This window comes from Leclercia sp. 29361, from assembly GCF_011290365.1.
GTDB classification, from domain to species: Bacteria; Pseudomonadota; Gammaproteobacteria; order Enterobacterales; family Enterobacteriaceae; genus Enterobacter; species Enterobacter tamurae.
Genome location: NZ_CP049786.1, coordinates 4,094,702 through 4,118,725, shown reverse-complemented (window position 1 = coordinate 4,118,725; position 24,024 = coordinate 4,094,702). Strand labels below are relative to the sequence as shown.

Genomic DNA, 24,024 nt, shown 5'->3' with positions numbered 1-24,024 from the left:
GGCGCTAGCGCTTACCGGGCCTACAATATCTTACCCTCTCCCCTATGGGGAGAGGGCAGGGTGAGGGGACTAACCGCCAAACTGGTCCGGATCCGGGCCTAAACGCTTGCCTTTATCCAGCTTCGCAATTTCACCTAACTCATCTTTATCCAGACGGAAATCCCACACCGCGAAGTTCTCCGCGATACGCGCTGGGGTAACGGATTTCGGGATCACCACCAGGCCGCAGTCCAGATGCCAGCGAATGACAATCTGTGCCGGGGTTTTGCCGTACTTATCGGCCAGGTCGCGGATGATTTTCTGATCGAAGACCCCTTCACCGCCCTGCGCCAGCGGGCTCCAGGATTCGGTCTGGATCTTGTGGGTCGCATTCCATGAGTGCAGTTGACGCTGCTGCATCAGCGGGTGCAGTTCAATCTGGTTGATCACCGGGGCAACGCCCGTCTCATCAATCAGACGCTGCAGATGGTGGACCTGGAAATTACAGACCCCGATGCTCTTCACCAGCCCGGCTTTCTGCAGGTCAATCATCCCTTTCCAGGCGTCAACATAGTGATCGATCGCCGGAACCGGCCAGTGCATGAGATAGAGATCGACGAAATCGAGTTGCAGCTTGTCCAGGCTCTCCTGGAGTGCTTCCGCTGGACGTTTCTGGTCGTCGTTCCACAGCTTGGTGGTGATGAATAACTCATCGCGTGACACACCGGCGCTGGCCAGCGCCTTGCCCACGCCGTCCTCATTTTTGTAGGCGGCTGCGGTATCAATAGAGCGATAGCCGACTTCCAGTGCTTTGTGAATGGCGGACACGACCTCGTCGTTACCGGCTTTCCATACGCCGAGCCCCAACTGGGGCATTACGTTGCCGTCCTGAAGCTTGATTACGGTTTGGTTTGCCATCTTTCCTCCTTCATTGGACATCCACCAGAGGTACTCCTCTGGTGGCGTATGTGCATTAAGCCTGGCCTAAATGCCGAAAAACGAAAGGTAAGCGCGCAAAATCGCTTAGCGAGCAGCCTCGTAAATACGGCGGCTCACGTCGAGGGTAATGTCGTGATGCTCACCGATCTGGGTCATGCCGTGCTCTTCGAGTTTCGCCAGCAGGGCAGGGATGGAGCTCCCGTCCAGGCCGTAGCCGGAAAGACGCGTAGGCACGCCCATCTGCTCGAAGAAGTTACGGGTCGCGGCGATAGCGGCATCGATACGCTCCTCGTCCGATCCGTCAGTGATACCCCAGACGCGCTCAGCGTACTGCAGCAGTTTGCCGCGTTTGGTGTCGCGTTTTTCATTCCACAGCGCAGGCAGCACCACCGCCAGGGTCTGGGCATGATCGAGGCCGTGCATCGCCGTCAGCTCGTGGCCCAGCATGTGGGTGGCCCAGTCCTGCGGCACGCCGGCGCCGATCAGGCCGTTCAGCGCCTGCGTCGCGGCCCACATCACGTTGGCACGCACGTCGTAGTTCTCTGGCTCTTGCAGGGCCAGCGGGCCGTCTTCGATCAGGGTCAGCAGAATGCCCTCGGCGAAACGATCCTGAATTTTGGCGTTTACCGGGTAAGTAACGTACTGCTCAACGGTATGAACAAAGGCATCCACCACGCCGTTCGCCACCTGACGCGGCGGCAGGGTGTAGGTATAAACCGGATCCAGCACCGCAAATACCGGCTGCACGTGCTCGTTCATAAAGGCCTGTTTGTCGCCGGTGGTTTTGCGGGAGATCACCGCGCCTTTGTTGGATTCAGAGCCGGTAGCAGGCAGGGTCAGCACGGAGCCCATCGGGATGGCGCTTTTGATGTCGCTGCCGCCGGTCTGCAGGATGTGCCACGGGTCGATACCGTCAGCGTAGTGGGCCGCCGCAGCGATAAACTTGGTGCCGTCCAGCACCGAACCGCCGCCCACTGCCAGCAGGAAGGTGATCTTCTCGTCGCGGGCGATTTTCACCGCGTTCATCAGGGTTTCGTAAGACGGGTTCGGCTCAATGCCGCCAAACTCACGCACGTCCAGACCTTGCAGGGCGCTATAGACCTGATCCAGCACGCCGTTTTTCTTCACGCTGCCGCCACCGTAGGTGATCAGCACGCGGGCGTTGGCCGGGATCTGCTCGCGCAGATCGGCGATAGCGTCTTTACCAAACAGAATGCGGGTTGGGGTATGCAGATTGAAATTGTTCATTGTTCGTTCCCTTAGGTGGGTGAAAATACCGGGCTAACTGATGGTGCCCATTGTGGCGAGCACCAGCGCTCCTCTCAATGCACATTTCTGCCGTTGTCTTGCCCATTTCTACAGGGTGCTGGAGAAACTGCGAAAAACCGCGCACACTGCAAACGTCGGAAACCCTGGACGGATTGAGCAAAGATGAACCGCGATGAAACCTGCCTGCAGCTAACGGCGCAAATTAACATACTGAAAGATAATGCAAATAAGCTCAGCGAACTGCTGCCGGATGTACGTCTGCTGTACGGTACCCAGCCCGGCACCCGCACGCCGGTGATGTATCAGCCTGGTATCATTTTTCTCTTTTCCGGGCATAAAATTGGCTATATCAATGAGCGTGTATTCCGCTATGACCCGCGCGAATATCTGCTCCTGACAGTACCTTTACCCTTCGAATGTGAAACCTTCGCGACAGAAGCCGTGCCGCTGGCAGGTATTCGTTTAAATGTGGATATCCTGCAGCTGCAGGAGCTGCTGATGGATATTGGCGAGGACGAGCTGTTTTGCCCGTCGATGGCGGCAAGCGGGATCAACTCCGCCACGCTGACGGATGAGATCCTCTGTGCCATTGAGCGCCTGCTGGATGTGATGGAGCGCCCGCTGGATGCGCGCATTTTGGGTAAGCAGATTATTCGTGAGATCCTCTACCACGTGCTGCTGGGGCCGGGCGGCGGAGCGCTGCTGGCGCTGGTCAGCCGGCAGACCCACTTCAGCCTCATCAGCCGGGTGCTGAAGCGCATCGAGAGCCAGTACACCGAAAACCTGAGTGTCGATCAGCTGGCGGCCGAGGCCAATATGAGCGTCTCGGCGTTCCACCATAACTTCAAATCGGTGACCAGCACCTCACCGCTGCAATATCTCAAGAGCTACCGCCTGCACAAGGCGCGGATGATGATGATCCACGACGGGATGAAAGCCAGCGCGGCGGCGCTGCGGGTAGGCTATGAAAGCGCCTCGCAGTTCAGTCGGGAGTTCAAACGTTACTTTGGGGTGACGCCAGGGGAAGACGCGGCGCGGATCAGAATGATGCAGGGGTAGGGTGTTCACGTTCCCTCTCCCCTATGGGGAGAGGGTTAGGGTGAGGGGTATTACTGTCAGGCGCGACAGTATTTCTTACGGATCACCACGACGATAGTGCCCACCAGACCAGCCACCAGCAGGAACACCGGCAGGATCATCAGGAAGGTCATGACCTGATCTTCATGGCGTTTCACGAATGGGATCATGCTCAGGGCATAGCCGAAGGTGGTCACCACGCCGACCCACAGCAGCGCGCTCAGCCAGTTAAAGAACTGGAAGCGGCGGTTAGAGAGCCCGGAGATGCCCGCCATGGTCGGCAGCAGGGTGCGGACAAAGGCCAGGAAACGTCCCGCGAGCAGCGCCAGCAGGCCGTGGCGATCGAACATGCAGGCCGCGCGCTGGTGATACTTATGCGGCAACTGCGCCAGCCAGCCTTTCACAACCCGCGTATTGCCCAGCCAGCGGCCCTGCAAATAGCTGAGCCAGCAGCCCAGGCTGGCGGCGGAGGTCAGGATCACCATCGTCGGCGCAAAATCCATCACCCCTTTCCCGATTAACGCCCCCGCCAGCAGCAGCAGGCTGTCGCCCGGTAAAAATGAGGCAGGCAGTAACCCATTTTCCAGAAACAGCGTGGCGAACATCACGAGATAAACAACCCCAACCACGTGAGGGTCCGCCAGTGCTGCAAAATCGTGTTGCCAGAGTGCAGCGATAATATCTTGAATAACAGCCATGGGCTTTCCTGTGGAACAGCGTATATGGGCCTATTGTACTCCCTATTTCGCCTGCGGGCTTTGATCGCAGGCGCAACAAATCAGACTTTTCTGCATCGATTGAGGAGAAAAGTGTCCGCGGAGTGCTTTTAGGACCCGGTGTCATTCGATACGCGCAAACCCGGCCTCTAAATCGGCAATCAAATCCTCGACGTTTTCCAGGCCGATATGCAGACGGATCAGGGTCCCGGTAAAGTCTACTTCTCCGCCCGGACGCAGGGCTGCAATCTGCTCTGGCTGGTTAGGCAGGATCAGCGACTCAAAGCCGCCCCAGGAGTAGGCCATGCTGAACAGGGAGAAGTTATCGAGGTAGTTTGCCAGCTCGTCATTGCTCAGACGCTTGTTGAGCACAAACGAGAACAGGCCGCTGCTGCCCGTAAAATCACGTTGCCAGAATTCATGCCCGACGCTGCCCGGCAGGGCGGGATGGTTAACCCGCGCCACCTGCGGATGCTGCGCCAGCCACTGGGCGACTTTCAGGCTGCTTTCATGATGCTGGCGCAGGCGGACGCTCAGGGTACGCAGTCCGCGGCTGGTCATGTAGGCGGTATCGGCATCCACCATCTGTCCCATCAGATAGGCGTTTTCACACAGCTGCTCCCAGCAGCGGGCGTTGGAGACCGCCGTACCGATCATGCCGTCCGAGTGGCCGATCAGGTACTTGGTCGCCGCCTGAATAGAGATGTCGATACCAAAATCAAGCGCCTTAAACAGCACGCCTGCCGCCCAGGTGTTATCGATCATGATGATGGCGTCCGGCGCTTTGCTGCGTACCGCCTGTACGATGGCCGGCACATCATGCACTTCCATGGTGATGGAGCCCGGCGATTCCAGGAACACGATCCGGGTATTGGGCTGGATCAGATCGGCAATCTTCGCGCCGATCTGCGGATCGAACCAGCCGGTGGTCACGCCCAGCTTGCTGAGGATTTTGGTGCAGAAGTCCTGGCTCGGCTCGTAGGCGGTGTTGGTCATCAGGATATGGTCGCCCTGTTCAACAAACGCCAGAATAGTATTGGCCACCGCCGCCGCACCGCACGGGAACAGGGCGCAGCCTGCACCGCCTTCCAGCTCGCACATCGCTTCCTGTAATGAGAAGTGGGTCAGCGTCCCGCGACGCCCGTAAAACAGCTCGCCCTTCGCCCGGTTGCGGGTGGCGTGCTTTTTCGCCTCGACGGTCTCAAACACCAGCGACGAGGCGCGCTGAATCACGCTGTTCACCGAACCGAGGGTATATTTCTTGCTGCGTCCCGCCTGGACAAGGGTGGTATCAAGATGCTTCTCTTTCATGTCTGCGCAACCTGTTTTTATACGTCTGGACGTCCACACTATCACGAAAGTAAAAATGGTCGCGAGAAGGGTGGTGGGATCAGCGGAATATTTTTTAAAATATGTTTCCGGGAAATTTTTCCTGCGTAAGCGCAAGGAAAATGAAACGAATTTACGGCACTATGTAAATACTAATGAGAACTACTATCAATTCGACGTTGTTTTGATATTATTATGCTCAGATTTTGTGATTTGCGTCCTGGAGATACCGAGTGGGTAATAATTTGATGCAGACGGATCTCTCCGTCTGGGGTATGTATCATCATGCCGACATCGTGGTGAAGATTGTGATGATCGGCCTGATTCTGGCGTCCGTCGTCACCTGGGCTATTTTCTTTAGCAAGAGCGTGGAGCTTATCTCTCACAAGCGCCGTCTTAAGCGCGAGCAGCAGCAGCTGGCCGAGGCCCGCAACCTGAATCAGGCGAGCGACATGACCTCTTCCTTCCAGGCCAAAAGCCTGACCACCCAGTTAATCAACGAAGCCCAGAACGAGCTCGAGCTTTCTGCAGGCAGCGAAGACAACGAAGGGATTAAAGAGCGTACCGGCTTCCGTCTGGAGCGTCGCGTGGCGGCCATTGGTCGTCATATGGGCCGTGGTAACGGCTACCTGGCGACCATCGGTGCGATTTCACCGTTCGTCGGTCTGTTCGGTACGGTCTGGGGCATCATGAACAGCTTCATCGGCATCGCCCAGACCCAAACCACTAACCTCGCGGTTGTGGCCCCCGGCATCGCAGAAGCCCTGCTGGCGACGGCGATTGGTCTGGTTGCCGCTATCCCGGCGGTGGTCATCTACAACATCTTCGCCCGTATGATCGGCAGCTACAAAGCGACTCTCGGTGACGTTGCCGCTCAGGTCCTGCTGCTGCAAAGCCGCGATCTGGACCTCAGTGCCAGCGCCGTGAAGCCGGTCCGTTCTGCTCAGAAATTACACTTAGGTTGATTCGTCATGGCAATGCGTCTTAATGAAAATCTGGACGATAACGGCGAAATGCACGAAATCAACGTGACGCCGTTTATCGACGTCATGCTGGTTCTGCTGATTATCTTCATGGTTGCTGCGCCGCTGGCGACGGTAGACGTGAAGGTCAATCTGCCTGCATCATCCAGTCAGCCGCAGCCGCGCCCGGAAAAACCGATTTATCTGTCCGTGAAAGCCGATAAATCCATGTTCCTGGGTAACGATCTGGTAACGGATGAGTCGGTGATCCCGGCGCTGAATACCCTGACTAACGGCAAGAAAGAGACCACCATCTTCTTCCGTGCTGACAAGACCGTCGACTACGAAACCATGATGAGGGTAATGGACACGCTGCATCAGGCGGGTTACCTGAAGATTGGCCTGGTAGGCGAAGAGAAGACTGTGGCGAAATAAAACGCAAAAAGGCAACGTAAGTTGCCTTTTTTAATGTTTGTTCCCTCTCCCCGTGGGAGAGGGCCAGGGTGAGGGCATCAGCCCGCAAAGAATCGGTAGGCCGGGTAAGGCGAAGCCGCCACCCGGCACTGCACAACTACCCCAGATGTTCCCCGCCGCATACGCCGTGCACTTCCGCCGTCACATAGCTTGATTCCTGGCTCGCCAGATAGACGTACACCGGTGCCAGCTCCGCAGGCTGCCCTGCGCGCTTCATTGGGGTCTGCTGACCAAACTGCGGGATCTTCTCCTGCGGCTGACCGCCGGAAATTTGCAGCGCCGTCCAGACAGGGCCTGGAGCGACCACGTTAACGCGCACGCCGCTCTCCGCCACCTGCTTCGCCAGCCCGCGGCTGAAGTTAAGGATGGCCGCTTTGGTAGACGCATAGTCCAGCAGGTGCGGACTTGGCTGATAGGCCTGAATCGACGAGGTGGTGATGATGCTCGCCCCGGCCGGCAGCAGCGGCAGCGCCTCCTGGGTTATCCAGAACAGCGCAAACACGTTCACGGTAAAGGTCTGTGTAAACTGCTCCGTTGTAATATCAGCAATATTCTCGACTGCCACCTGCTTACCGGCCACCAGCGCCAGCACATCCAGTCCACCGAGTTCCTGATGGGCTTTATGCACCAGCGAACGGGCAAATTTTTCATCGCTCAGGTCGCCGGGGATCAGTACCGCTTTGCGTCCGGCTTCTTCAATCAGCTGCTTAACCTGCTGCGCATCTTCTTCTTCGGCAGGCAGATAGTTAATCGCAACGTCTGCGCCTTCACGCGCGTAAGCGATGGCGGCAGCGCGTCCAATACCGGAGTCGCCCCCTGTCACCAGTGCCTTACGATCCTGTAGTCTGCCGCTGCCTTTGTAGCTTTTCTCGCCGCAATCCGGGACCGGATCCATCTTGCTCTGCACCCCGGGGATGGGCTGTTTTTGCTTCGGGAATTCGCCAGTGTAGTACTGGGTGGTTGGGTCCTGAATTTTGCTCTGGGAATTTGCCATTGAGGTTCTCCTTGAGTGGGTGATCAGGCTTTAAGCTTAGAAGAATCAACCGGGAAGTGAGGATCATTCAGGATAATCCTTAAACCAATAGCAACAGGCGGAGCGGGACGCGCTGGGGGTTACGGCTTTTGCGCAGGGGGTGTCGTTTTCGCGGCGAGTACGTCTTCATTCAGCGCAACGGTGGTCACGCTGGTGGTACGATAGCCTTCATCGGCCAGTTTACGGGTAACGCGCAGGGTGGCGGTTTCACGGGCCCGCAAATACTGATAGTTGGTTTCCAGCCGGGCCAGTATTTTCTCTTTTAAGTCTGGCCGCTGCTGCATAATGGCATTAATTGCCGCACCGTAGATCTCTTCTTTAACCTGTAACGGATAAATTTCACGGCGGTTCTGCCATTTCAGCCGTACCAGACCTGCCGGAATCGAGAGCAATTCTTTGGCAATACGTTGTATTTCAGCGTTTTTAATCTCTTTCAGCGCAGCCAGATTTTGCTCTAAGATAAATTCATCGCTCTTTTTATCATCTAAAGCTAAATAAACGTTGTTGTTATCAACATCCTTCACGTTATTCATCCTCTAGCTTATAAAAAATGGGCGTGTTTTTTTCACAGGTAATTAGATTCAGCCAGATATCATTACCGGCTTCGTTTATCTCAGCGGTTTTTTCCGACAATATTTGACTTAGTGCCTGGGCATCTATTTCCCCTTCCGCTTGCAGGTCATTGAGCAGGCGGGCGAACACCTCGATTTTAACCACCCGGAATAACCGGTCCTTTATATGGCGGTCGTGCTCTTCGAGCAACATATTGCGGGAGTTACCGGTACGGGTAACACCAATTAATATATCAGGCTCGTAATCAGCGAGTGTTCTTTTCCCCTTAGTGAAATTTGCATTGCTTTCTGCTTCTGGTGGTTTCGGTTCCACGGTAGAAATGTGAAACTTAGCCGGGACCAGATTGTCGGGCAACATTTTATATTTCCTTTAATTTCAACGGGGTGGGCTTGTCTGGAGTGTGAGATTCGTTGACAATAACATGAGGCAAATTTAAAATCAAAAAAAATGGAGCCTGCCTATATGAACAGCATTTTTTATACTGTCATTACTTTGTTATTGCTTACTGCCGTGGTTCTTTTATTGATGCGCGAGTTCAATAAAAGTAGCGAAGCGGATAATGCGCAGCCAGAACGGATGTCAAAAGAAGAGGGCGAAGACCATTTTTCTGTGTTAATGAATGCGATTACGCCGGTCTGGTACTGGCGTGTTAATCATGAATATATTGATTTCCTCCATGCCACAATTAAACGAATGAATATGGTGGAAATAAATAGTACGCCTGACCTTTTTGATGCGCAGCGTCGTTGCAGCGATCTCAACTCGGCGGTGTACAAATATTACGACAATATCAAGAAGCGCTGCCTGAATGGTGAGAAAGTGTCGCATTCCGATCTGGAGGTGATGAACCTGCGCCAGTGTTTTCGTGAGTTCAGCCTGGAGGCCTATCCGGCGCTGGTGGTGCTGGTGTGGCCGGAGTATCAGCGGCCTGAGGTTAAGCCGGAGCAGGTATAGGGTCGGTGTTGTTTAGTTGTTGCAAACACTTTGTCGCGTTGCGATATACTGCACGCTGGTTTCGTTTGCAGACAGGACTCTATGGAACGCTTTTTTGAAAACGCAATGTATGCCTCCCGCTGGCTGTTAGCCCCGGTCTATTTTGGCCTCTCGCTGGCGCTGGTGGCCCTCTGTATTAAATTCTTCCAGGAAATTTTTCACGTCCTGCCGCACATATTCAGCGTTGCGGAATCCGACCTGATTCTGCTCCTGCTGTCGCTGGTGGATATGACCCTGGTGGGCGGCCTGCTGGTGATGGTGATGTTCTCAGGCTACGAAAACTTTGTGTCGCAGCTGGACATCGCCGCGGATAAAGAGAAGCTGAGCTGGCTGGGCAAAATGGACGCCTCGTCGCTGAAAAATAAAGTGGCTGCCTCGATTGTGGCGATCTCGTCGATTCACCTGCTGCGGGTGTTTATGGATGCCAAAAATATCCCGGATAACAAGCTGATGTGGTATGTGATTATCCACCTGACGTTTGTGCTGTCAGCGTTTGTGATGGGGTATCTGGATAAGCTGAGTCGCAAGTAATAAAAAAGCCGGGTAAGCGCAGCGCCACCCGGCATTTAACTACTTATCTGACGACGCCTGCCACAGATTGAGCTGCCCGTCAGCCACATGCTGATCGATCCGCTGCAGCTCATCCTCGCTAAAGCGCAGATTATTCAACGCCTGCACGTTCTCCTCCAGCTGCTCTGTCCGGCTGGCACCAATCAATACTGACGTCACGCGATCGTCTTTCAGCAGCCAGCTCAGGGCCATCTGCGCCATCGTCTGACCGCGCGCCTGCGCCATTTCGTTCAGCAAGCGCAGGCTGTTGAGGTTGGCCTCGGTCAGCATGTTTTCGGTCAGGCCGCGCGCCTTTTTGCCTTCGCGCTGCATGCGGGAGCCGTCAGGAATGCCGTTCAGGTATTTGCCGGTCAGCAGGCCCTGCGCCAGCGGCGTAAAGGCGATACAGCCGGTGCCGTTGGCGGCCAGGATATCCAGCAGGCCGCTCTTGTCTACCCAGCGGTTAAGCAGATTGTAGGAAGGCTGATGGATAAGCAGGGGGATCTTCCACTCGCGCAGCAGCTCCGCCATTTTCTGGGTGCGTTCCGGAGAATAAGATGAGATGCCAACGTACAGCGCCTTCCCGCTCTGCACCGCCTGCGCCAGCGCCGAGGCGGTCTCTTCCATCGGCGTATTTTCATCTACCCGGTGCGAGTAGAAGATATCCACATACTCCAGCCCCATCCGCTTCAGGCTCTGGTCGAGACTGGCGAGCAGATACTTGCGCGAACCGCCCGCACCGTACGGGCCCGGCCACATGTCATAGCCCGCTTTAGTGGAGATAATCAGCTCGTCGCGATACGCCGCGAAATCATCCCGCAGCAGGCGGCCAAAATTTTCCTCCGCACTGCCCGCCGGTGGGCCATAGTTATTGGCGAGATCAAAGTGGGTGATGCCGCAGTCAAAGGCTTTTCGCAGCAGGGCGCGCTGCGAGTCGAGGGCGTGAACGTGGCCAAAGCTGTGCCACAAACCGAGCGACAGGGCGGGTAAACGCAGGCCGCTTTTTCCACAGTACCGGTACTGCATATTCTCGTAGCGTTCAGGGGAAGCGTTCCAGGGCATGATGTCTCCTTTCAAGGTTTTTGATTTTCGAAACAGCGTTTCTATTCTAACCTTACTCAGTGCACAATTCATGGAGATATGCGATGACGCGTATGACCGCCAAAGACTTTCCTCAGGAATTGCTCGACTACTACGATTATTACGCTCACGGCAAAATCAACAAACGTGAGTTCCTCAATCTGGCTGCCCGCTATGCCGTCGGCGGCGTGACGGCGCTGGCACTGTTCAATATGCTCAAGCCGAATTACGCCCTCGCCGAGCAGGTGAAGTTCACCGATCCCGATATTCTGCCTGAATACATCACCTATCCTTCGCCAGACGGTCATGGTCAGGTGCGCGGCTATCTGGTGAAACCCGCCCACGCTACCGGCAAAGTCCCGGCGGTGGTGGTGGTGCACGAAAACCGCGGCCTCAACCCTTACATCGAGGATGTGGCGCGTCGGGTGGCGAAAGCAGGATACATCGCCCTGGCGCCGGATGGCTTAAGCTCGGTGGGAGGGTATCCCGGCAACGATGAGGAGGGGAAAGTCCTGCAGCAGAAGGTCGATCCAACGAAGCTGATGAACGACTTCTTTGCCGCGGTCGGGTTTATGCAGAAACACCCGGACGCCACGGGCAAGGTGGGGATCACCGGCTTCTGCTATGGCGGTGGGGTCTCTAACGCCGCGGCGGTGGCCTGGCCAGAGCTGGCGTGCGCCGTGCCGTTTTATGGCCGACAGGCTCCGACCGCCGACGTCGCCAAAATTAAGGCACCGTTGCTGCTGCACTATGCGGAAAACGACAAGAATGTTAACGAGGGATGGCCTGCCTATGAAGCCGCGTTGAAAGCGAACGGCAAGGTGTATGAGGCCTGGATCTACCCTGGCGTAAACCACGGGTTCCACAACGATTCGACCCCGCGTTACGACGAACCCGCTGCCGAATTAGCCTGGAAACGAACCCTGGGATGGTTTGAGAAGTATTTGAGCTAACAAAAATGCCCGGCAGCCTCAGGCTGCCGGGCAGGCGTGGTCATCAGAAGCTGTAGCTCATACCTGCCTGAACACTGGCGTCGTTATCGACATCGCCTGTGCCATAGTAAATGCCGGTATTCACCGAGAAGTTGTGCGCGATAGTGGCATTCACGCCCGCACCAAACATTCCCATGCTGTTGTTATGACCTTCAGTGTTGTGATAATCCGCTGCCTGGATATCGGTATCATCGCTGAACTCTTTCTGCACGCGGACATCCAGCCACGGCATGATCGCCACGTTTTTGTTCAGATCGGTCAGGGTGGTGGTCAGACGCAGACCCGCGCCGCCGTTCCAGGAAGAGACCTGGCTGTCAGCAAAGGTCACTTCTCTGTCGGAGAAGCCGTTAGCTTTGGTCTGATCCCAGCCGAGAATGGCGTACGGTTGCAGCACGGTTTCGCCCGGCAGCAGTACGTTCACCCCGGTACGGGCCTGGGCCATATACAGGCTACCGTCTGTGGAGCCGTGCAGCGCTTCGGTCATGCCGCTGGTGTCGCCGGTGACGTTGTGGGCGGAGAGGGAGTAGCGCATATCGCCATAGCTGAAGCTGGCGTCGGCGAACATTCCCCACTGACGACCGTTCAGCGCCTGCTGCCAGCCGCCGTACAGGCTGTAGTAGTTACCATAGACGGTGTCCTTGAAGCTGTCCGGGCCGTTGTCGGTATCTTCAACGCGGCTGCGGGTCCAGGCCAGCGCCACGCCTCCGGTCAGACTGTCCCCGTTAGCGAGGTAAGCCGTCCAGTCAACGCCGCCCTGCGCGCCCTGAGTGATGCTCTTGTAATCCACATCGTTGCTGAAGTTACCGTTCTGATAGAGGAAATCGCCCCACAGCTGAGCCCCTTCCTGCCGATCGCCCATCAGGCCAGCAAAGTGCAGGCGATCCAGATGGCTGGTGATGTCATCGGTGACCTGATGTCCTGCCTGTTCGGCCGCATCCAGCCCGGCAATCATCCCCTGGACATCGCTGGCCAGTGCGCCGCGTGAGCTGCTAAAGACAATATTCCAGTTCTGGCTACTATCAGCGGTGAGCAGGCTCTGCGGCGCCGTATCAGCGGCCACGATGCTCAGGTCATTGTTGTAGTTGTAGGCTGCGCTGCGGTTTTCAACCTGCTGCTGACCGTTGCTGAAGGTCGCATTGGCGGCCGTTTGCGGCGTGGTGGTTGCCGTCGTGGTGGTAAAGGTTCCCAGCACGATGTTTTGCTGATTGATCGCCGAAGCGGTGATGTTATTGACCACTACAGCGTTACGGGAGCCGGTGATTTGGCCGAAGTTAACCCTGCTGTCGGTGCTCATGTTCACTTCGGCATTGCTGCCGGTCGTGGCGGCGGTCAGGGTAGAGCCGTTCTGCAGACTCCAGGTGGTGGAATCATTAATGGTGTCGAGGGTGATACTGTTGTCGCTGGTGGTATTTACGGTTTCAAACTGATTAATTTGCCCGGAAATAGAGCTGCCTGCATCCATCGACAGGGTATCGGTGCCGTCCCCGCCGGTAACATTGCCGGTGACATGGGAATCATTCACCAGGACCACGGTGTCATTGCCTGCGCCGGTCGTAATATTGCCGTCAACGTTGGCACCGTTTTGCAGGGTGACGGTGGTATCGCCGCTGTTCTGGCTGGCGTTCAGATCGCCATTGATGGTGCTGTTATCCACCAGAAGGGTATTGGTGGAGTTACCGCTCAGCGTAACGTTGCCGTTCACGACGCTGTTATTGGTGAAGGACAGGTCGGTCTGGCCTTTTTCGTTAATGACGCCGATGTCGCCGGTCACGGTGCTGTTATTCAGTGCCAGCGTATCCTGAGTGGTGCCATACAGGGCCACGGCCAGATCGCTAAAGGCATCGACGTTGATATCCTGGAAAGGTTTGTACTGACTCAGGCTTTCAACGATGGTATCGAGATTTTGCGCCACCTGGCTGTTGGTCGCATCCACGCTGGCGTTAGTCAGGGTAAGGGAGGTATCTGATTTGTCGCTACCGACGTAGATGCCACCGTTATCCATGATGCTGTCGCTCATGGCGATAGTTTGGGTACCCTGGCCAGCGCTGATAATACTGCCATGCAGGGCGCTGCCGTTGCTGATGTTCACATCGTGGTAGCCCGCATCGAGCGGATCGAGATAGATGGCGGCCCCCATCATATAATCTTTGTCTCGCTGATAGGTTCCGTCGCTGTTCTGGCCGTTGAGGGTGGAGTCATTGACGTTGATGGTGGTGTTGGTGGTCTTAAGTGCAGAACCTGCTTCGATCATATCCACTTTGGCATTGTTGGTGACGTTAATATTCACCGTACCGCCATTGCTTCCCTGAATATAATGACCTGACATGTCAGAGCCTGTAACGGTCAGGGTCTGCGTATCCCCCGCTTCACGGTGGCCATCCATATAAATATTGGACGCCGTTTCATTCGCCATCACCGCATCTGTGACGCCCGGGTCCTGATAGAAACTGCCGTCTTTATATTCTGACAGGCCGCAGGTCTGGGTGGTGTCACCACTCTGGCAAGCGGGGGCATCGGTAGCACCTGCCTGAGCAGCAAACGACGCAAGTGACAGTAATACACATTGTGACAACAAGGTCCTTTTCATTGAAATACGCATTTTTTCATCTCATATAACCGGATCAAAGTGAGCTCTTTTTAAATGAAATTTGCGTAATTAAGAACTTTCCCAAGGGAAAAGGGTGTAATGAAATTTGAAGTGATATCAAGCGATTAAATGGTCATTTTAATAAAGGGTGCTAATTGGTTTTTTTAAATACATTCATTTTATGAATGTTGCAGTTTTATTAACGCACTAAAAGTAAGACTTTTCTTGTAGAAAAAGGAACATTCCTTGTTGATAAAAAAAAGAGGCCTAATCCTTTAGAATTATGAGGGTAATGAATGGAGAATGTGATTTACATTTGTAAATTGTATGAAATCTAATAACACGTTATTTGAAGGGGTATTTGCCCCAGCGTGATTATCATTTCCCGGTCCGGTAAACAGAAATGAAAAGGTTTATAAAATTAACCGATAAAAGGTATTGCTTTGCATTTTATTGCCGATAACGAGGGTAATACTCGCCCTCCAGGCGATATCTCCCCCATGGCAAGGAAATAACTATGCACGTGTTTCGTAATTTCACTATCCGGTTCGTCATGCTGACGATTCTGGGGATTTTCTGTTTAATGTGGGCGGCAGCCGGGCTCTACAGCTCATGGGCACTTTCACGCGTGGCTGATGGCAATGAGGTTGATCGCCAGCTGGTCAAACAGATGACGGTGCTTAGCCAGGGTAACGATCAGTACTTCCGCTTCGTCACCCGCCTGACCCGGGCGATGGATGTGCAGGCGGCAGGTGGTACGGCAGATCTCACCGCCGTACAGCAGGCGCTGGAGACGATGAGCAGCAAGCTCGATGAGATGAAAGCCATGTCTCCGGGGCCGATGGATGCGCAGATCTCCTCCCAGGTGATTGCCAACTGGCAGGCGCTGCTGGAGAACGGCGTAAAGCCCCAGTTCCAGCTGGCACAGCAGGGCAATCTCGACGCTTATCGTCAGCAGGCGAACAACGTTACCCCGCCGCTGAGCCGCGCCTTTGGCGAAAGTGCCGGGCAGTTCAATAAAGCCGCCGACAGCATTCTCGACAGCACCCGCGTGACGGTGGACGGCATGACCAGCACCACCCGCACGGTGATCATCACCGCAACGATTATAGGCCTGCTGATCCTGCTGTTCGCCGATCGCTACCTGGTCGCGATGCTGGTGAAACCCCTGGATCAGATCCGCCATCACTTTCGTCAGATTGCGCAGGGCGATCTCAGCCAGCCGATCGTTCCCTTTGGCCGTAACTGCGTGGGCCAGCTGGTACCGCTGCTGACGACGATGCAGGACAGCCTGCGCGAAGCGGTAAGCACCATCCGCGCCGGCAGCGAGAATATCTGGCGCGGTGCCACGGAGATCTCCACCGGTAATAACGATCTCTCGTCGCGTACCGAAGAGCAGGCAGCCGCCCTGGAAGAGACGGCGGCCAGCATGGAGCAGCTCACCGCCACGGTGAAGCTGAATGCCGACAACGCTCGTCAGGCCAGCGAGCTGGCGGATGTAGCCTCAGTCACCGCCAGCCGCGGCGGGGTGCTGGTGGAGAACGTGGTCAACACCATGACCGGGATCTCCGTCAGCTCGAAGAAAATCGCGGAGATCACCAGCGTCATTAACAGCATCGCCTTCCAGACCAATATTCTGGCCCTCAACGCGGCAGTGGAAGCGGCCCGGGCGGGCGAGCAGGGGCGTGGCTTTGCGGTGGTGGCGGGGGAGGTGCGTAATCTCGCCAGCCGTAGCGCCAGTGCGGCAAAAGAGATCGAAGGGCTGATCGCCGACTCCGTCTCCCGCGTGGCGGAAGGGGCCCGGCTGGTGAACGATACCGGCACCACCATGGAGGCGGTGCTGCGGGATATTACCGGCGTGACCACCATCATGAAGCAGATTGCCGCCGCCTCGGAAGAGCAGAGCAAAGGCATTTCGCAGGTGGGAGTGGCCATCACCCAGATGGACGGTGTGACCCAGCAGAACGCCTCCCTGGTGGAGCAGGTGTCAGCTGCGGCCTCCGCCCTGGAGCGTCAGACCGAGGAGCTGCAACGCTCGGTGCAGAAGTTCCGTCTGGCGAGCTAGCGGCGGGCGAGCTGTACGTCGCTGATCAATTGGGTCACCTGTGACAGGTGGCCTATTTTCACTTCGCTGGAACGCTGAAACTTGCTCCTGTCGATCAGCAGCAGCGACTGGCTGGCGCGGCTGAGCAGCTGCGATTTAAACCCGGCGCTGTGCGGGGTGGGATCCCACATCACCCCCTGCTCATCCACCCCTTCGCAAGAGAAAATAAACAGGTCGATCTCCAGCGCCTTCAGCTGCGTCACCAGGGCCGGATTCACATAGCAACGATATTTGCGCTCCAGCGTCCCGCCCGAACAGATCAGGGTGATGCGTTCGCGCTTCGCCATTTCATGGCAGATCGGCAGGCTGTTGGTAAACACCGTCAGGGCGATATCCGGCAGCTGTCGAGCCAGATGAAAGCAGGTTGAGCTGGCATCCAGGGCGAGGGTCATTCCCTCGCTGATCCAGTCGAGGGCGTGGCGGGCAATGTCGGCTTTATCGGCGTAATGGCTTTTCAGCCGCGCGCCAAAGGGTTCCCCGCCGTCGCGGTGATCCGGGTGGATCGCTCGCGCCCGCCCATGATGGCGCACGATCTTGCCCTGCTGCTGAAGTTGTTTCAGATCGCGACGAATCGTCTCTTTGCTGACGTTAAGCTCCGCGGCAAGCGCATCCGTCGTCAGCCAGTCAGACGCCGACAGCAGGCGGATAAGATCCTGATGACGGGTGCTTTTCATGGATGCGTTCCGCTGCGGGAGTGGGAGATCAGCGTCTGGCCAATCGCCACCCCATTCTTACCGGTGTGCTTAATCTGATACATCGACCGATCGGCGCGGCGCAATGCATTGACGAAATCATCCTGCTCCTGCACTTCATCGATCCCCACCGAGGCGCCTACCTGTGCCTGGCCGTTATCCAGTTCGAACGGCGTCAGGGCCGCATTCAGACACTGTTGCGCGGTGCTGCTCACCAGCAGACTGGTGAGCGGGAAGGGCAGCAGCAGGACAAACTCGTCCCCACCCAGACGCCCGACCACGGCTCCCGGCGGGCAGGTGTCGCGCAGACGCTGGCTGAGCTGGATCAGCAGTTCATCGCCGCTGCGGTGACCGAAGGTGTCGTTCACCGTTTTAAAATCATCCAGATCGATAAAGGCAATACAGAGCGGGCCCTGGGCTTTGAGCTGCGCGAAGTGGGTGATCAGCGCATGGCGATTCGCCAGGCCGGTGAGCGGATCGTGATTCGCCAGCAGGGCGAGCTGCTCCTCGTACTGTTTCTCTTTGGTCATGTCGATGTGCGTGCCGGTGACCTTCAGCGGGTTTCCTTGCTCATCCCATTCGGTGACGCGGCCGCGATCCAGCACCCAGGTGACGGTGCCGTTTTTGTGCTGCATGCGATGCAGCGCTTCGTAGAAGGGGGTTTTGCCGTGCAGATGATCGTAGAAGGCGTCGAGCACGCTCTGTTTGTCATCGGGATGCAGATGTTCGCGCCAGATCTCAAACTGCGCGTTGAGCTCTTTGGGCTGATAGCCCAGCATCGAGCCCCAGCGGCGGTTATAGATAATCAGCTTCCCGGTGGGAACGTCGAGCTGCCATAAACAGAGACCCGTCCCGTCGAGCGCCGCGCTGAGCTTGCTGCGGGCGTCGCGCGCCAGCCTGGCAAGCCGGGCATTATGCTTTTTGAGAATCTGAATCTGATGTTCCAGCGCCTTTTCTGACATGCGAATAATCTGAAGAAAGAAATTATTGATGCCAGTTTACCGGATGGTTGTAAATATGCTGTTGAAAAAAGAGAGGGATTTGCGTTAAGACCGGGTACTTCTAAAGGAGGCACGACGGCATAATCGCATCGTTGTATAATAAAATACATAACGAATGCGAGGACATGATGAAACAGCGATTTTGGCAAGCCTTAACCCTAAGCGTAGTGGCTTTACTGCCCCTCTCTTCTCAGGCCTCCCGCCTGATCACCGACCAGACTGGCCATCAGGTAACGATCCCCGATAAGGTCGACCGCGTGGTGGTGCTCCAGCATCAGACCCTCAACCTGCTGGTGCAAATGAACGCCACCGACAAAATCGTCGGCGTGATGGCGAACTGGAAACAGCAGCTGGGGGACGGCTACGCGCGACTGGCCCCCGAGCTGACTCAGAAAGCGACCCTTGGCGATTTGACCCACGTCGATCCGGAAAAGCTGGTCGCCCTCAAGCCGGATGTGGTGTTTGTCACCAACTACGCGCCGCAGGAGATGATCGACAAAATCAGCAGCCTGGATATTCCGGTGGTCGCCATCTCCCTGCGTCACGATGCCGCAGGTGAAAAAGCGAAACTGAACCCCACGATGGCCGATGAAGAGCGGGCTTACGATCTGGGGTTGCGGGAAGGGATCGCGCTGATCGGCGAGATTGTTAACAAGCAGCCAGAAGCGAAAGCGCTGATCAACGCCACCGATCGGGGCCGCAGGATGGTCAGCGATCGCCTGAAGGCTATCCCGGCGGAAAAACGTGTTCGCGCCTATATGGCTAACCCGGAACTGACCACCTATGGCGCAGGGAAATACACCGGCCTGATGATGGCCCATGCGGGAGCGTTTAACGTGGCAGCGGCGACCATTCAGGGCTTCAAAACCGTGGCGATGGAGCAGGTGATCGCCTGGAACCCGCAGGTAATTTTCGTCCAGGACCGGTATCCGTCCGTGGTCAACGAGATCAAAACCGGCGCGCAGTGGCAGACCATTGACGCGGTGAAACATCAGCGCGTCTACCTGATGCCGGACTATGCCAAAGCCTGGGGTTACCCGATGCCGGAGGCGATGGGTGTCGGTGAGCTGTGGATGGCGAAAAAGCTTTACCCGGAAAAATTTAAGGACGTGGATATGCGCCAGGTGGCCAACGACTGGTATCAGCGCTTCTATCGCACTACGTATCAGGGGATCGACTGATGCGCGTGCTGGCGGCCGGCAGCCTGCGCAGGGTGTGGCCGCAGTTAATTGCCCATTTCCCGGAGGCAGTGGAGACGCAGTTCGGCCCGGCTGGGCTGTTGCGGGAGCATATTGCATCGGGCGAGGCCTGCGATCTCTTTGCCTCGGCCAATCTTGCCCATCCGCAGGCGCTACTGGCTGCCGGGCGGGCGCAATCCGTGGCGGCGTTTGCCAGCAATTCGCTCTGTCTGACCGTGCGCAGCGAGGTGCTGCGCGATGGCGATGACTGGCTCTCGGTGCTGACCCGGGATGATTTACGCATCGCCACCTCGACGGCGGGAGCCGATCCGTCCGGGGATTATACCCAGATGCTGTTTGACCGGATGGGTGTTGCTGGCGAGGCGGTGAGGAAACGGGCGCTAGCGCTGGTAGGGGGGCGAAGTTCTGCGCCCGTTCCGGCGGGCAGGCTGGCAGCAGAGTGGATTATCCACAGCGGGCAGGCGGAGGTCTTTATCGGATACGCCAGCTACGCGGCGCTATTGCGCGAGATAGCAGGGCTGACGGTTCTCGATATCCCGGAACCCTTTAACCCTCGCGCGGAGTATGGCTGCGCGGTAATGACGGCGCAGGGGCAAAGGCTGGCGGATTTTTTACAGTCAGAAAAGGCAAAAACGATCCTGCAAAATGAGGGTTTTTTGCCGGGTGGCGCTGCGCTTACCCGGCCTACAAAAACCAATCCGTAGGCCCGGCAAGCGTAGCGCCGCCGGGCAAGGGGTCAGCGCATTAACCCTGACGTTTGTCTTCGGTATTGGTATCAAAATCGCTCGCTGCATGACGCTCATGCAGCTGTTCGTTCAGCTCGCCGTTGGTGCGATTGACGATACGCCCGCGCTTCACCGCCGGACGGCTGGCGACATCCTTCGCCCAGCGCTGGACGTTCTTGTAGCTCTCCGCGTCGAGGAACTCGGCTGCGCCGTAGACCTGGCCGAGCGCCACGCTGCCAAACCATGGCCAGATAGCGATATCCGCGATGCTGTACTCTTCTCCCGCCACATAGCGACCGCGCGCCAGCTGCTTATCCAGCACGTCGAACAGGCGTTTGGCTTCCATGGTGAAGCGGTCAATCGCGTACTCAATTTTCACCGGGGCATAGTGATAGAAGTGGCCGAAACCGCCGCCGAGGAACGGGGCGGAGCCCTGCAGCCAGAACAGCCAGTTCAGGGTTTCCACCCGGCCAGCCGGATCTTTTGGCAGGAAGTGGCCGAATTTTTCTGCCAGATAGAGCAGGATATTGCCGGATTCAAACACCCGGGTTGGCGGCGTGGTGGAGTGGTCACGCAGGGCCGGGATTTTAGAGTTCGGGTTCACCTCAACAAAGCCGCTGGAGAACTGATCCCCCTCGCCGATGCGGATCAGCCAGGCGTCATATTCCGCCCCGGTCACGCCCAACGCCAGAAGCTCTTCCAGCATGATTGTTACCTTCTGGCCATTTGGCGTGCCCAGAGAGTAGAGCTGCAGCGGATGCGAACCCACCGGCAGTTCTTTGTCATGGGTGGCGCCCGAGATCGGACGGTTGATGCTGGCGAACGCGCCGCCGTTGGGGTTCTGCTTCCATTCCCAGACTTTCGCTGGCTGGTAGTTGTTGTCGGACATGTTGATCTGCCTTTTTGGGATGTGTTGAGGCAGTTTAGCAGGCATTCCGTGAACGGTTTAACGAACTGAGCGCATAAGCATATGCACTATTCCTTCTGGCGCTTATATATATAAATTCCGCATAAGCTTAATCAAAAATGGCATTTTCATTGTTAATGCGAAAGGGCTTAAAGCTGAATATGATGCGCAAACAGATATCTGTAAAAAATAAAAATGAGCAGTTAAAAAAACTTTCAAGGCAAGGAGTTAGTGAGATATGCGTAAGCCATTAGTATCTGCTGTTCTGGTCGCGCTGGCGCTGGTTGCCGCAGGCTGTGATGATGCCAAAAATAAAGAGACCGCGTCAGCCCCGGCGGCCAAAAGTGATACGCCGAAAGAGGGCGGTTCACTGATTATCGGCATTACTTCAGGCGACCCGCTGGCGGTTAATCCATTATATGCCAGTGACCGCACCACCCTGACGATCATGCAGGCGCTTTACGCCCCGCTCTACAGCTTTAACGATGGCAAAATCGAATGGGGTCTGGCCGAAAGCCTGACGCCATCCGCCGATAACCTCAGCTACACCCTGACCTTAAAACCGAATCTGAAATGGCAGGATGGCCAGCCGCTGACCGCCGACGACGTGGTGTTCACCTTCAATAAGCTGCTGGAGGAGAAACAGCACAGCTTCTTCCGCAGCATGTTCACCTTCGGCGGCAAGCCGGTGGCGGTGAGCAAGGTGGACGATCGCACCGTGAAGTTCACCCTCCCACAGGTGAGTGCCGCCTTTACCGGCACCCTGGTGCAGATCTACCCGATCCCGCAGCACGTCTTCGCCAATGAAGCCGATCTGGAAAAGAGCACCAAAAACGATGCCCCGGTAGGTTCCGGGCCATTCAAGTTTAAAGAGTACCGCGCCGGGCAGTATTATGCCCTGACCCGCTTTGACGACTACTGGAATGGCAAAGCGAAGCTCGACTCCGTGACCTACCGTTTCGCCAAAGACAGCAACTCCGCCAACCTCGCGCTGCAAAACGGCGAGATCAATCTCAAGATGGTCGATCCGCAGGATGTGTCGCGCCTGAAGAATACCGGCAAGTTTGATTTCGTGGTCTACCCGGAAGGGCGTCTGGCCTACATGACCTTTAACCAGAACGTACCGGTGATGAAGAGCAAGGAGCTGCGCCAGGCCATCGCGTACGCCATTAATAAGGACGAGCTGACCCAGACCGCGTTCACCTCGCTGGATTACGCCAAACCGGCGACCTCGTTCCTGACCCCGGATACGCTCTACCAGAGCAACGACGTTGAGCTGTACAAGTTCGACCAGCAGAAAGCCAAAGATCTGCTGAAGGCTTCCGGCGCACCGGCAAACCTTAAGCTGCGTCTGGCCTACGTGAACACCAACAAAACCCAGGAGAGCCAGGCGCTCTACATCCAGCAGGCGCTGAAGGGCATTGGCGTGAACGTGGAGCTGATGCCGCTCGACTCCAACGCCATGTCCCAGCGCAGCCTCGACATGAACAACACCGCCTGGGAGCTGAACCTCGGCGGCTACATCATGGGTGCCGAGCCGGATGGCTACAAATCGCTGTTCATGAGCAACGAAGCCTATAACTACGCCCACTATAAGAACCCGCAGTTCGATGCCCTGTGGGATAAAGGTGCCGTAGAAACTGACACAGGCAAACGCGCTGAGATCTACAAGCAGATCCAGCAGACCGTGGCCAACGACATGACCTACTACCCGATCGCCTACACCAACGCTACCGTGGCCGTGGATAAACGCTTTGGCGGCACCCAGGAAGCGGAACCGAAGCCGGTGTATCTGTTCCAGGACCTGTCAAAAATCTACCAAAAATAAGCTGTCGCCCCGGTCAACCGATCGGGGCTTTTTGTTGGGTAAGTCGTAAGGGCATGTCGTGAACACATTACTGATGCGTCGGCTGCTGCAACTGGTGCCGATGCTGTTCTTTATCTCGCTGGTGGCGTTTTTGCTGGTCAAACTCGCCCCGGGCGATCCGGTGGCGGCGTACATCACCCCGCGCATGGCACCAGAGGACATCGAGCGTATTCGCCAGAGTCTGGGCCTGGATAAGCCGCTGGTGACGCAATATTTTCTGTGGCTGAAAAACATTCTGCAGGGCGATCTGGGCTATTCGCTGATCTACCACCGACCGGTGCTGGTGATGATTGGTGAGCGCATTCCGGCCACCCTTGGGCTGATGGGGGCCTCGCTGCTGATGGCGATTATCCTCGCCATTCCGCTGGGGCTGCTGGCCGGAGCCTTTAAGCACCGCTGGCTGGATCATGTCCTGAACCTGTTCGCCTATATTGGCATCTCGGTGCCGATCTTCTGGTTTGGCATCCTGCTGATCACCGTCTTTGCCGTGCAGCTCAACTGGTTCCCCAGCATGGGGATGCGCACCATCGGCATGGAGGATAACTGGCTGGACGTGGTGCGCCACGGCGTGCTGCCGTGCATTGCGCTCACCTTCTATAACCTCTCCAGCTACGTGCGCTACATCCGCTCCAATACCATCTCGCAGCTCTCGGCCGACTATGTGCAGACCCAGCTGGCCTATGGAGCCACCCGTTCCAGCATCCTGTTCCGCCATGTGCTGAAAAACGTGCTCCTGCCGGTGATCACCCTGTTTGGCCTGTCGTTTGGCGAGCTGGTGGTGGGGGCGTACGTTACCGAGAGTGTCTTCTCCTGGCCGGGTATGGGGCTGCTGGGGATCCAGTCGATCACCTCCCTCGACTACCCGCTGATTATGGCGATCATCATGCTCTCGTCGCTGATGCTGATCGTCGGCAACCTGATCGCCGACCTGTTATATCGCTTCGCCGATCCCCGCATACGTACCCTGAGGTAACCCC

General features: G+C 56.5%; 23 protein-coding genes. 11 read left to right on the top strand and 12 right to left on the bottom strand.

The features are described 5' to 3' along the window. Window positions 1-69: 69 nt before the first annotated feature. Window positions 70-897 carry a 2,5-didehydrogluconate reductase DkgA gene (gene dkgA, locus G7090_RS19675; protein ID WP_106995821.1) on the bottom strand — a complete coding sequence of 276 codons (828 nt, stop codon included), beginning with the start codon at window positions 895-897 and terminating at the stop codon, window positions 70-72. Between the two features lie 105 nt (window positions 898-1,002). Next, window positions 1,003-2,166 (bottom strand): alcohol dehydrogenase, encoded by a 1,164-nt coding sequence (gene yqhD, locus G7090_RS19670; RefSeq protein ID WP_166184006.1) that lies wholly within the window; start codon window positions 2,164-2,166, stop codon window positions 1,003-1,005. Window positions 2,167-2,349: 183 nt separating this feature from the next. Here yqhD and G7090_RS19665 point away from each other — a divergent pair, with 183 nt between their 5' ends. Then, on the top strand, window positions 2,350-3,246 hold the full coding sequence (locus G7090_RS19665) for an AraC family transcriptional regulator (protein ID WP_166184004.1): 897 nt from the start codon (window positions 2,350-2,352) through the stop codon (window positions 3,244-3,246). A gap of 56 nt (window positions 3,247-3,302) precedes the next feature. On the opposite strand, the gene yghB is transcribed toward G7090_RS19665, so the two are convergent. Next, complete coding sequence (yghB, locus tag G7090_RS19660) at window positions 3,303-3,962, bottom strand: DedA family general envelope maintenance protein YghB (RefSeq protein ID WP_106995818.1); 660 nt, start codon at window positions 3,960-3,962, stop codon at window positions 3,303-3,305. Between the two features lie 141 nt (window positions 3,963-4,103). Next, window positions 4,104-5,291 carry a cystathionine beta-lyase gene (metC, locus tag G7090_RS19655; RefSeq protein ID WP_106995817.1) on the bottom strand — a complete coding sequence of 396 codons (1,188 nt, stop codon included), beginning with the start codon at window positions 5,289-5,291 and terminating at the stop codon, window positions 4,104-4,106. A 251-nt stretch (window positions 5,292-5,542) separates the two neighbouring features. On the opposite strand from metC, the gene exbB reads away from it, so the two are divergent. Beyond that, on the top strand, window positions 5,543-6,274 hold the full coding sequence (gene exbB / locus G7090_RS19650) for a tol-pal system-associated acyl-CoA thioesterase (RefSeq protein WP_106995816.1): 732 nt from the start codon (window positions 5,543-5,545) through the stop codon (window positions 6,272-6,274). Between the two features lie 6 nt (window positions 6,275-6,280). After that, window positions 6,281-6,706 (top strand): TonB system transport protein ExbD, encoded by a 426-nt coding sequence (gene exbD / locus G7090_RS19645; protein ID WP_106995815.1) that lies wholly within the window; start codon window positions 6,281-6,283, stop codon window positions 6,704-6,706. A 136-nt stretch (window positions 6,707-6,842) separates the two neighbouring features. Here exbD and G7090_RS19640 read toward each other — a convergent pair whose 3' ends face one another. The 3 genes from G7090_RS19640 to G7090_RS19630 form a co-directional block, all read right to left on the bottom strand. Continuing rightward, a complete protein-coding gene (locus tag G7090_RS19640; protein WP_106995814.1) occupies window positions 6,843-7,739 on the bottom strand; it encodes an SDR family oxidoreductase in 897 nt (298 codons plus the stop codon). A gap of 119 nt (window positions 7,740-7,858) precedes the next feature. Then, window positions 7,859-8,311: a cytoplasmic protein gene (locus tag G7090_RS19635; protein WP_106995813.1), complete on the bottom strand. Its 453-nt coding sequence runs from the start codon at window positions 8,309-8,311 to the stop codon at window positions 7,859-7,861. Next, window positions 8,304-8,708: a hypothetical protein gene (locus tag G7090_RS19630; protein ID WP_106995812.1), complete on the bottom strand. Its 405-nt coding sequence runs from the start codon at window positions 8,706-8,708 to the stop codon at window positions 8,304-8,306. Before G7090_RS19630 ends, G7090_RS19635 begins: the two co-directional genes overlap by 8 nt. 105 nt (window positions 8,709-8,813) lie before the next feature. On the opposite strand from G7090_RS19630, the gene G7090_RS19625 reads away from it, so the two are divergent. Together G7090_RS19625 and G7090_RS19620 are read left to right on the top strand one after the other, a co-directional pair. Then, window positions 8,814-9,305: an ESA_00282 family adhesion-associated protein gene (locus G7090_RS19625; RefSeq protein ID WP_166184001.1), complete on the top strand. Its 492-nt coding sequence runs from the start codon at window positions 8,814-8,816 to the stop codon at window positions 9,303-9,305. 81 nt (window positions 9,306-9,386) lie between these two features. Then, window positions 9,387-9,875, top strand: coding sequence for a TIGR00645 family protein (locus G7090_RS19620; RefSeq protein WP_106995810.1), 489 nt, complete (start codon window positions 9,387-9,389; stop codon window positions 9,873-9,875). A 39-nt stretch (window positions 9,876-9,914) separates the two neighbouring features. Here G7090_RS19620 and G7090_RS19615 read toward each other — a convergent pair whose 3' ends face one another. Beyond that, window positions 9,915-10,955 (bottom strand): aldo/keto reductase, encoded by a 1,041-nt coding sequence (locus tag G7090_RS19615; RefSeq protein WP_106996081.1) that lies wholly within the window; start codon window positions 10,953-10,955, stop codon window positions 9,915-9,917. An 83-nt stretch (window positions 10,956-11,038) separates the two neighbouring features. On the opposite strand from G7090_RS19615, the gene yghX reads away from it, so the two are divergent. After that, window positions 11,039-11,926, top strand: coding sequence for a YghX family hydrolase (yghX, locus tag G7090_RS19610; RefSeq protein WP_166183998.1), 888 nt, complete (start codon window positions 11,039-11,041; stop codon window positions 11,924-11,926). 43 nt (window positions 11,927-11,969) lie between these two features. Here the strand turns inward: yghX and G7090_RS19605 are convergent, their stop codons facing one another. Next, window positions 11,970-14,537, bottom strand: coding sequence for an autotransporter outer membrane beta-barrel domain-containing protein (locus G7090_RS19605; protein WP_242685338.1), 2,568 nt, complete (start codon window positions 14,535-14,537; stop codon window positions 11,970-11,972). Window positions 14,538-15,069: 532 nt separating this feature from the next. Between G7090_RS19605 and G7090_RS19600 the strand changes: the two genes are divergently transcribed. Then, entirely contained in the window at window positions 15,070-16,617 is a 1,548-nt protein-coding gene (locus G7090_RS19600) for a methyl-accepting chemotaxis protein (RefSeq protein WP_106996084.1), read from the top strand. On the opposite strand, the gene fucR is transcribed toward G7090_RS19600, so the two are convergent. Beyond that, window positions 16,614-17,330: an L-fucose operon activator gene (gene fucR / locus G7090_RS19595; protein WP_166183993.1), complete on the bottom strand. Its 717-nt coding sequence runs from the start codon at window positions 17,328-17,330 to the stop codon at window positions 16,614-16,616. The genes G7090_RS19600 and fucR overlap by 4 nt on opposite strands. Next, window positions 17,327-18,310: a sensor domain-containing diguanylate cyclase gene (locus G7090_RS19590; protein ID WP_166183991.1), complete on the bottom strand. Its 984-nt coding sequence runs from the start codon at window positions 18,308-18,310 to the stop codon at window positions 17,327-17,329. Before G7090_RS19590 ends, fucR begins: the two co-directional genes overlap by 4 nt. Window positions 18,311-18,477: 167 nt before the next feature. Here G7090_RS19590 and G7090_RS19585 point away from each other — a divergent pair, with 167 nt between their 5' ends. Both G7090_RS19585 and G7090_RS19580 read left to right on the top strand, forming a co-directional pair. Beyond that, window positions 18,478-19,530: an ABC transporter substrate-binding protein gene (locus G7090_RS19585; RefSeq protein WP_166183988.1), complete on the top strand. Its 1,053-nt coding sequence runs from the start codon at window positions 18,478-18,480 to the stop codon at window positions 19,528-19,530. After that, window positions 19,530-20,252 (top strand): molybdate ABC transporter substrate-binding protein, encoded by a 723-nt coding sequence (locus G7090_RS19580; protein WP_166183986.1) that lies wholly within the window; start codon window positions 19,530-19,532, stop codon window positions 20,250-20,252. The genes G7090_RS19585 and G7090_RS19580 overlap by 1 nt, the downstream gene beginning before the upstream one ends. A gap of 40 nt (window positions 20,253-20,292) precedes the next feature. On the opposite strand, the gene yghU is transcribed toward G7090_RS19580, so the two are convergent. Further along, window positions 20,293-21,162 (bottom strand): glutathione-dependent disulfide-bond oxidoreductase, encoded by an 870-nt coding sequence (gene yghU / locus G7090_RS19575; protein ID WP_106996087.1) that lies wholly within the window; start codon window positions 21,160-21,162, stop codon window positions 20,293-20,295. A 256-nt stretch (window positions 21,163-21,418) separates the two neighbouring features. Here yghU and G7090_RS19570 point away from each other — a divergent pair, with 256 nt between their 5' ends. Both G7090_RS19570 and G7090_RS19565 read left to right on the top strand, forming a co-directional pair. After that, window positions 21,419-23,008 carry an ABC transporter substrate-binding protein gene (locus tag G7090_RS19570; RefSeq protein ID WP_166183983.1) on the top strand — a complete coding sequence of 530 codons (1,590 nt, stop codon included), beginning with the start codon at window positions 21,419-21,421 and terminating at the stop codon, window positions 23,006-23,008. 58 nt (window positions 23,009-23,066) lie between these two features. Further along, complete coding sequence (locus G7090_RS19565; protein ID WP_166183981.1) at window positions 23,067-24,020, top strand: ABC transporter permease; 954 nt, start codon at window positions 23,067-23,069, stop codon at window positions 24,018-24,020. Window positions 24,021-24,024: the final 4 nt, after the last annotated feature.

Coding starts and splice junctions, on each gene's coding strand:
- dkgA (WP_106995821.1), bottom strand. CDS start 897: ATGGCAAACCAAACCGTAATCAAGCTTCAGGACGGCAACGTAATGCCC.
- yqhD (WP_166184006.1), bottom strand. CDS start 2,166: ATGAACAATTTCAATCTGCATACCCCAACCCGCATTCTGTTTGGTAAA.
- G7090_RS19665 (WP_166184004.1), top strand. CDS start 2,350: ATGAACCGCGATGAAACCTGCCTGCAGCTAACGGCGCAAATTAACATA.
- yghB (WP_106995818.1), bottom strand. CDS start 3,962: ATGGCTGTTATTCAAGATATTATCGCTGCACTCTGGCAACACGATTTT.
- metC (WP_106995817.1), bottom strand. CDS start 5,291: ATGAAAGAGAAGCATCTTGATACCACCCTTGTCCAGGCGGGACGCAGC.
- exbD (WP_106995815.1), top strand. CDS start 6,281: ATGGCAATGCGTCTTAATGAAAATCTGGACGATAACGGCGAAATGCAC.
- G7090_RS19640 (WP_106995814.1), bottom strand. CDS start 7,739: ATGGCAAATTCCCAGAGCAAAATTCAGGACCCAACCACCCAGTACTAC.
- G7090_RS19635 (WP_106995813.1), bottom strand. CDS start 8,311: ATGAATAACGTGAAGGATGTTGATAACAACAACGTTTATTTAGCTTTA.
- G7090_RS19630 (WP_106995812.1), bottom strand. CDS start 8,708: ATGTTGCCCGACAATCTGGTCCCGGCTAAGTTTCACATTTCTACCGTG.
- G7090_RS19625 (WP_166184001.1), top strand. CDS start 8,814: ATGAACAGCATTTTTTATACTGTCATTACTTTGTTATTGCTTACTGCC.
- G7090_RS19620 (WP_106995810.1), top strand. CDS start 9,387: ATGGAACGCTTTTTTGAAAACGCAATGTATGCCTCCCGCTGGCTGTTA.
- G7090_RS19615 (WP_106996081.1), bottom strand. CDS start 10,955: ATGCCCTGGAACGCTTCCCCTGAACGCTACGAGAATATGCAGTACCGG.
- yghX (WP_166183998.1), top strand. CDS start 11,039: ATGACGCGTATGACCGCCAAAGACTTTCCTCAGGAATTGCTCGACTAC.
- G7090_RS19600 (WP_106996084.1), top strand. CDS start 15,070: ATGCACGTGTTTCGTAATTTCACTATCCGGTTCGTCATGCTGACGATT.
- fucR (WP_166183993.1), bottom strand. CDS start 17,330: ATGAAAAGCACCCGTCATCAGGATCTTATCCGCCTGCTGTCGGCGTCT.
- G7090_RS19590 (WP_166183991.1), bottom strand. CDS start 18,310: ATGTCAGAAAAGGCGCTGGAACATCAGATTCAGATTCTCAAAAAGCAT.
- G7090_RS19585 (WP_166183988.1), top strand. CDS start 18,478: ATGAAACAGCGATTTTGGCAAGCCTTAACCCTAAGCGTAGTGGCTTTA.
- G7090_RS19580 (WP_166183986.1), top strand. CDS start 19,530: ATGCGCGTGCTGGCGGCCGGCAGCCTGCGCAGGGTGTGGCCGCAGTTA.
- yghU (WP_106996087.1), bottom strand. CDS start 21,162: ATGTCCGACAACAACTACCAGCCAGCGAAAGTCTGGGAATGGAAGCAG.
- G7090_RS19570 (WP_166183983.1), top strand. CDS start 21,419: ATGCGTAAGCCATTAGTATCTGCTGTTCTGGTCGCGCTGGCGCTGGTT.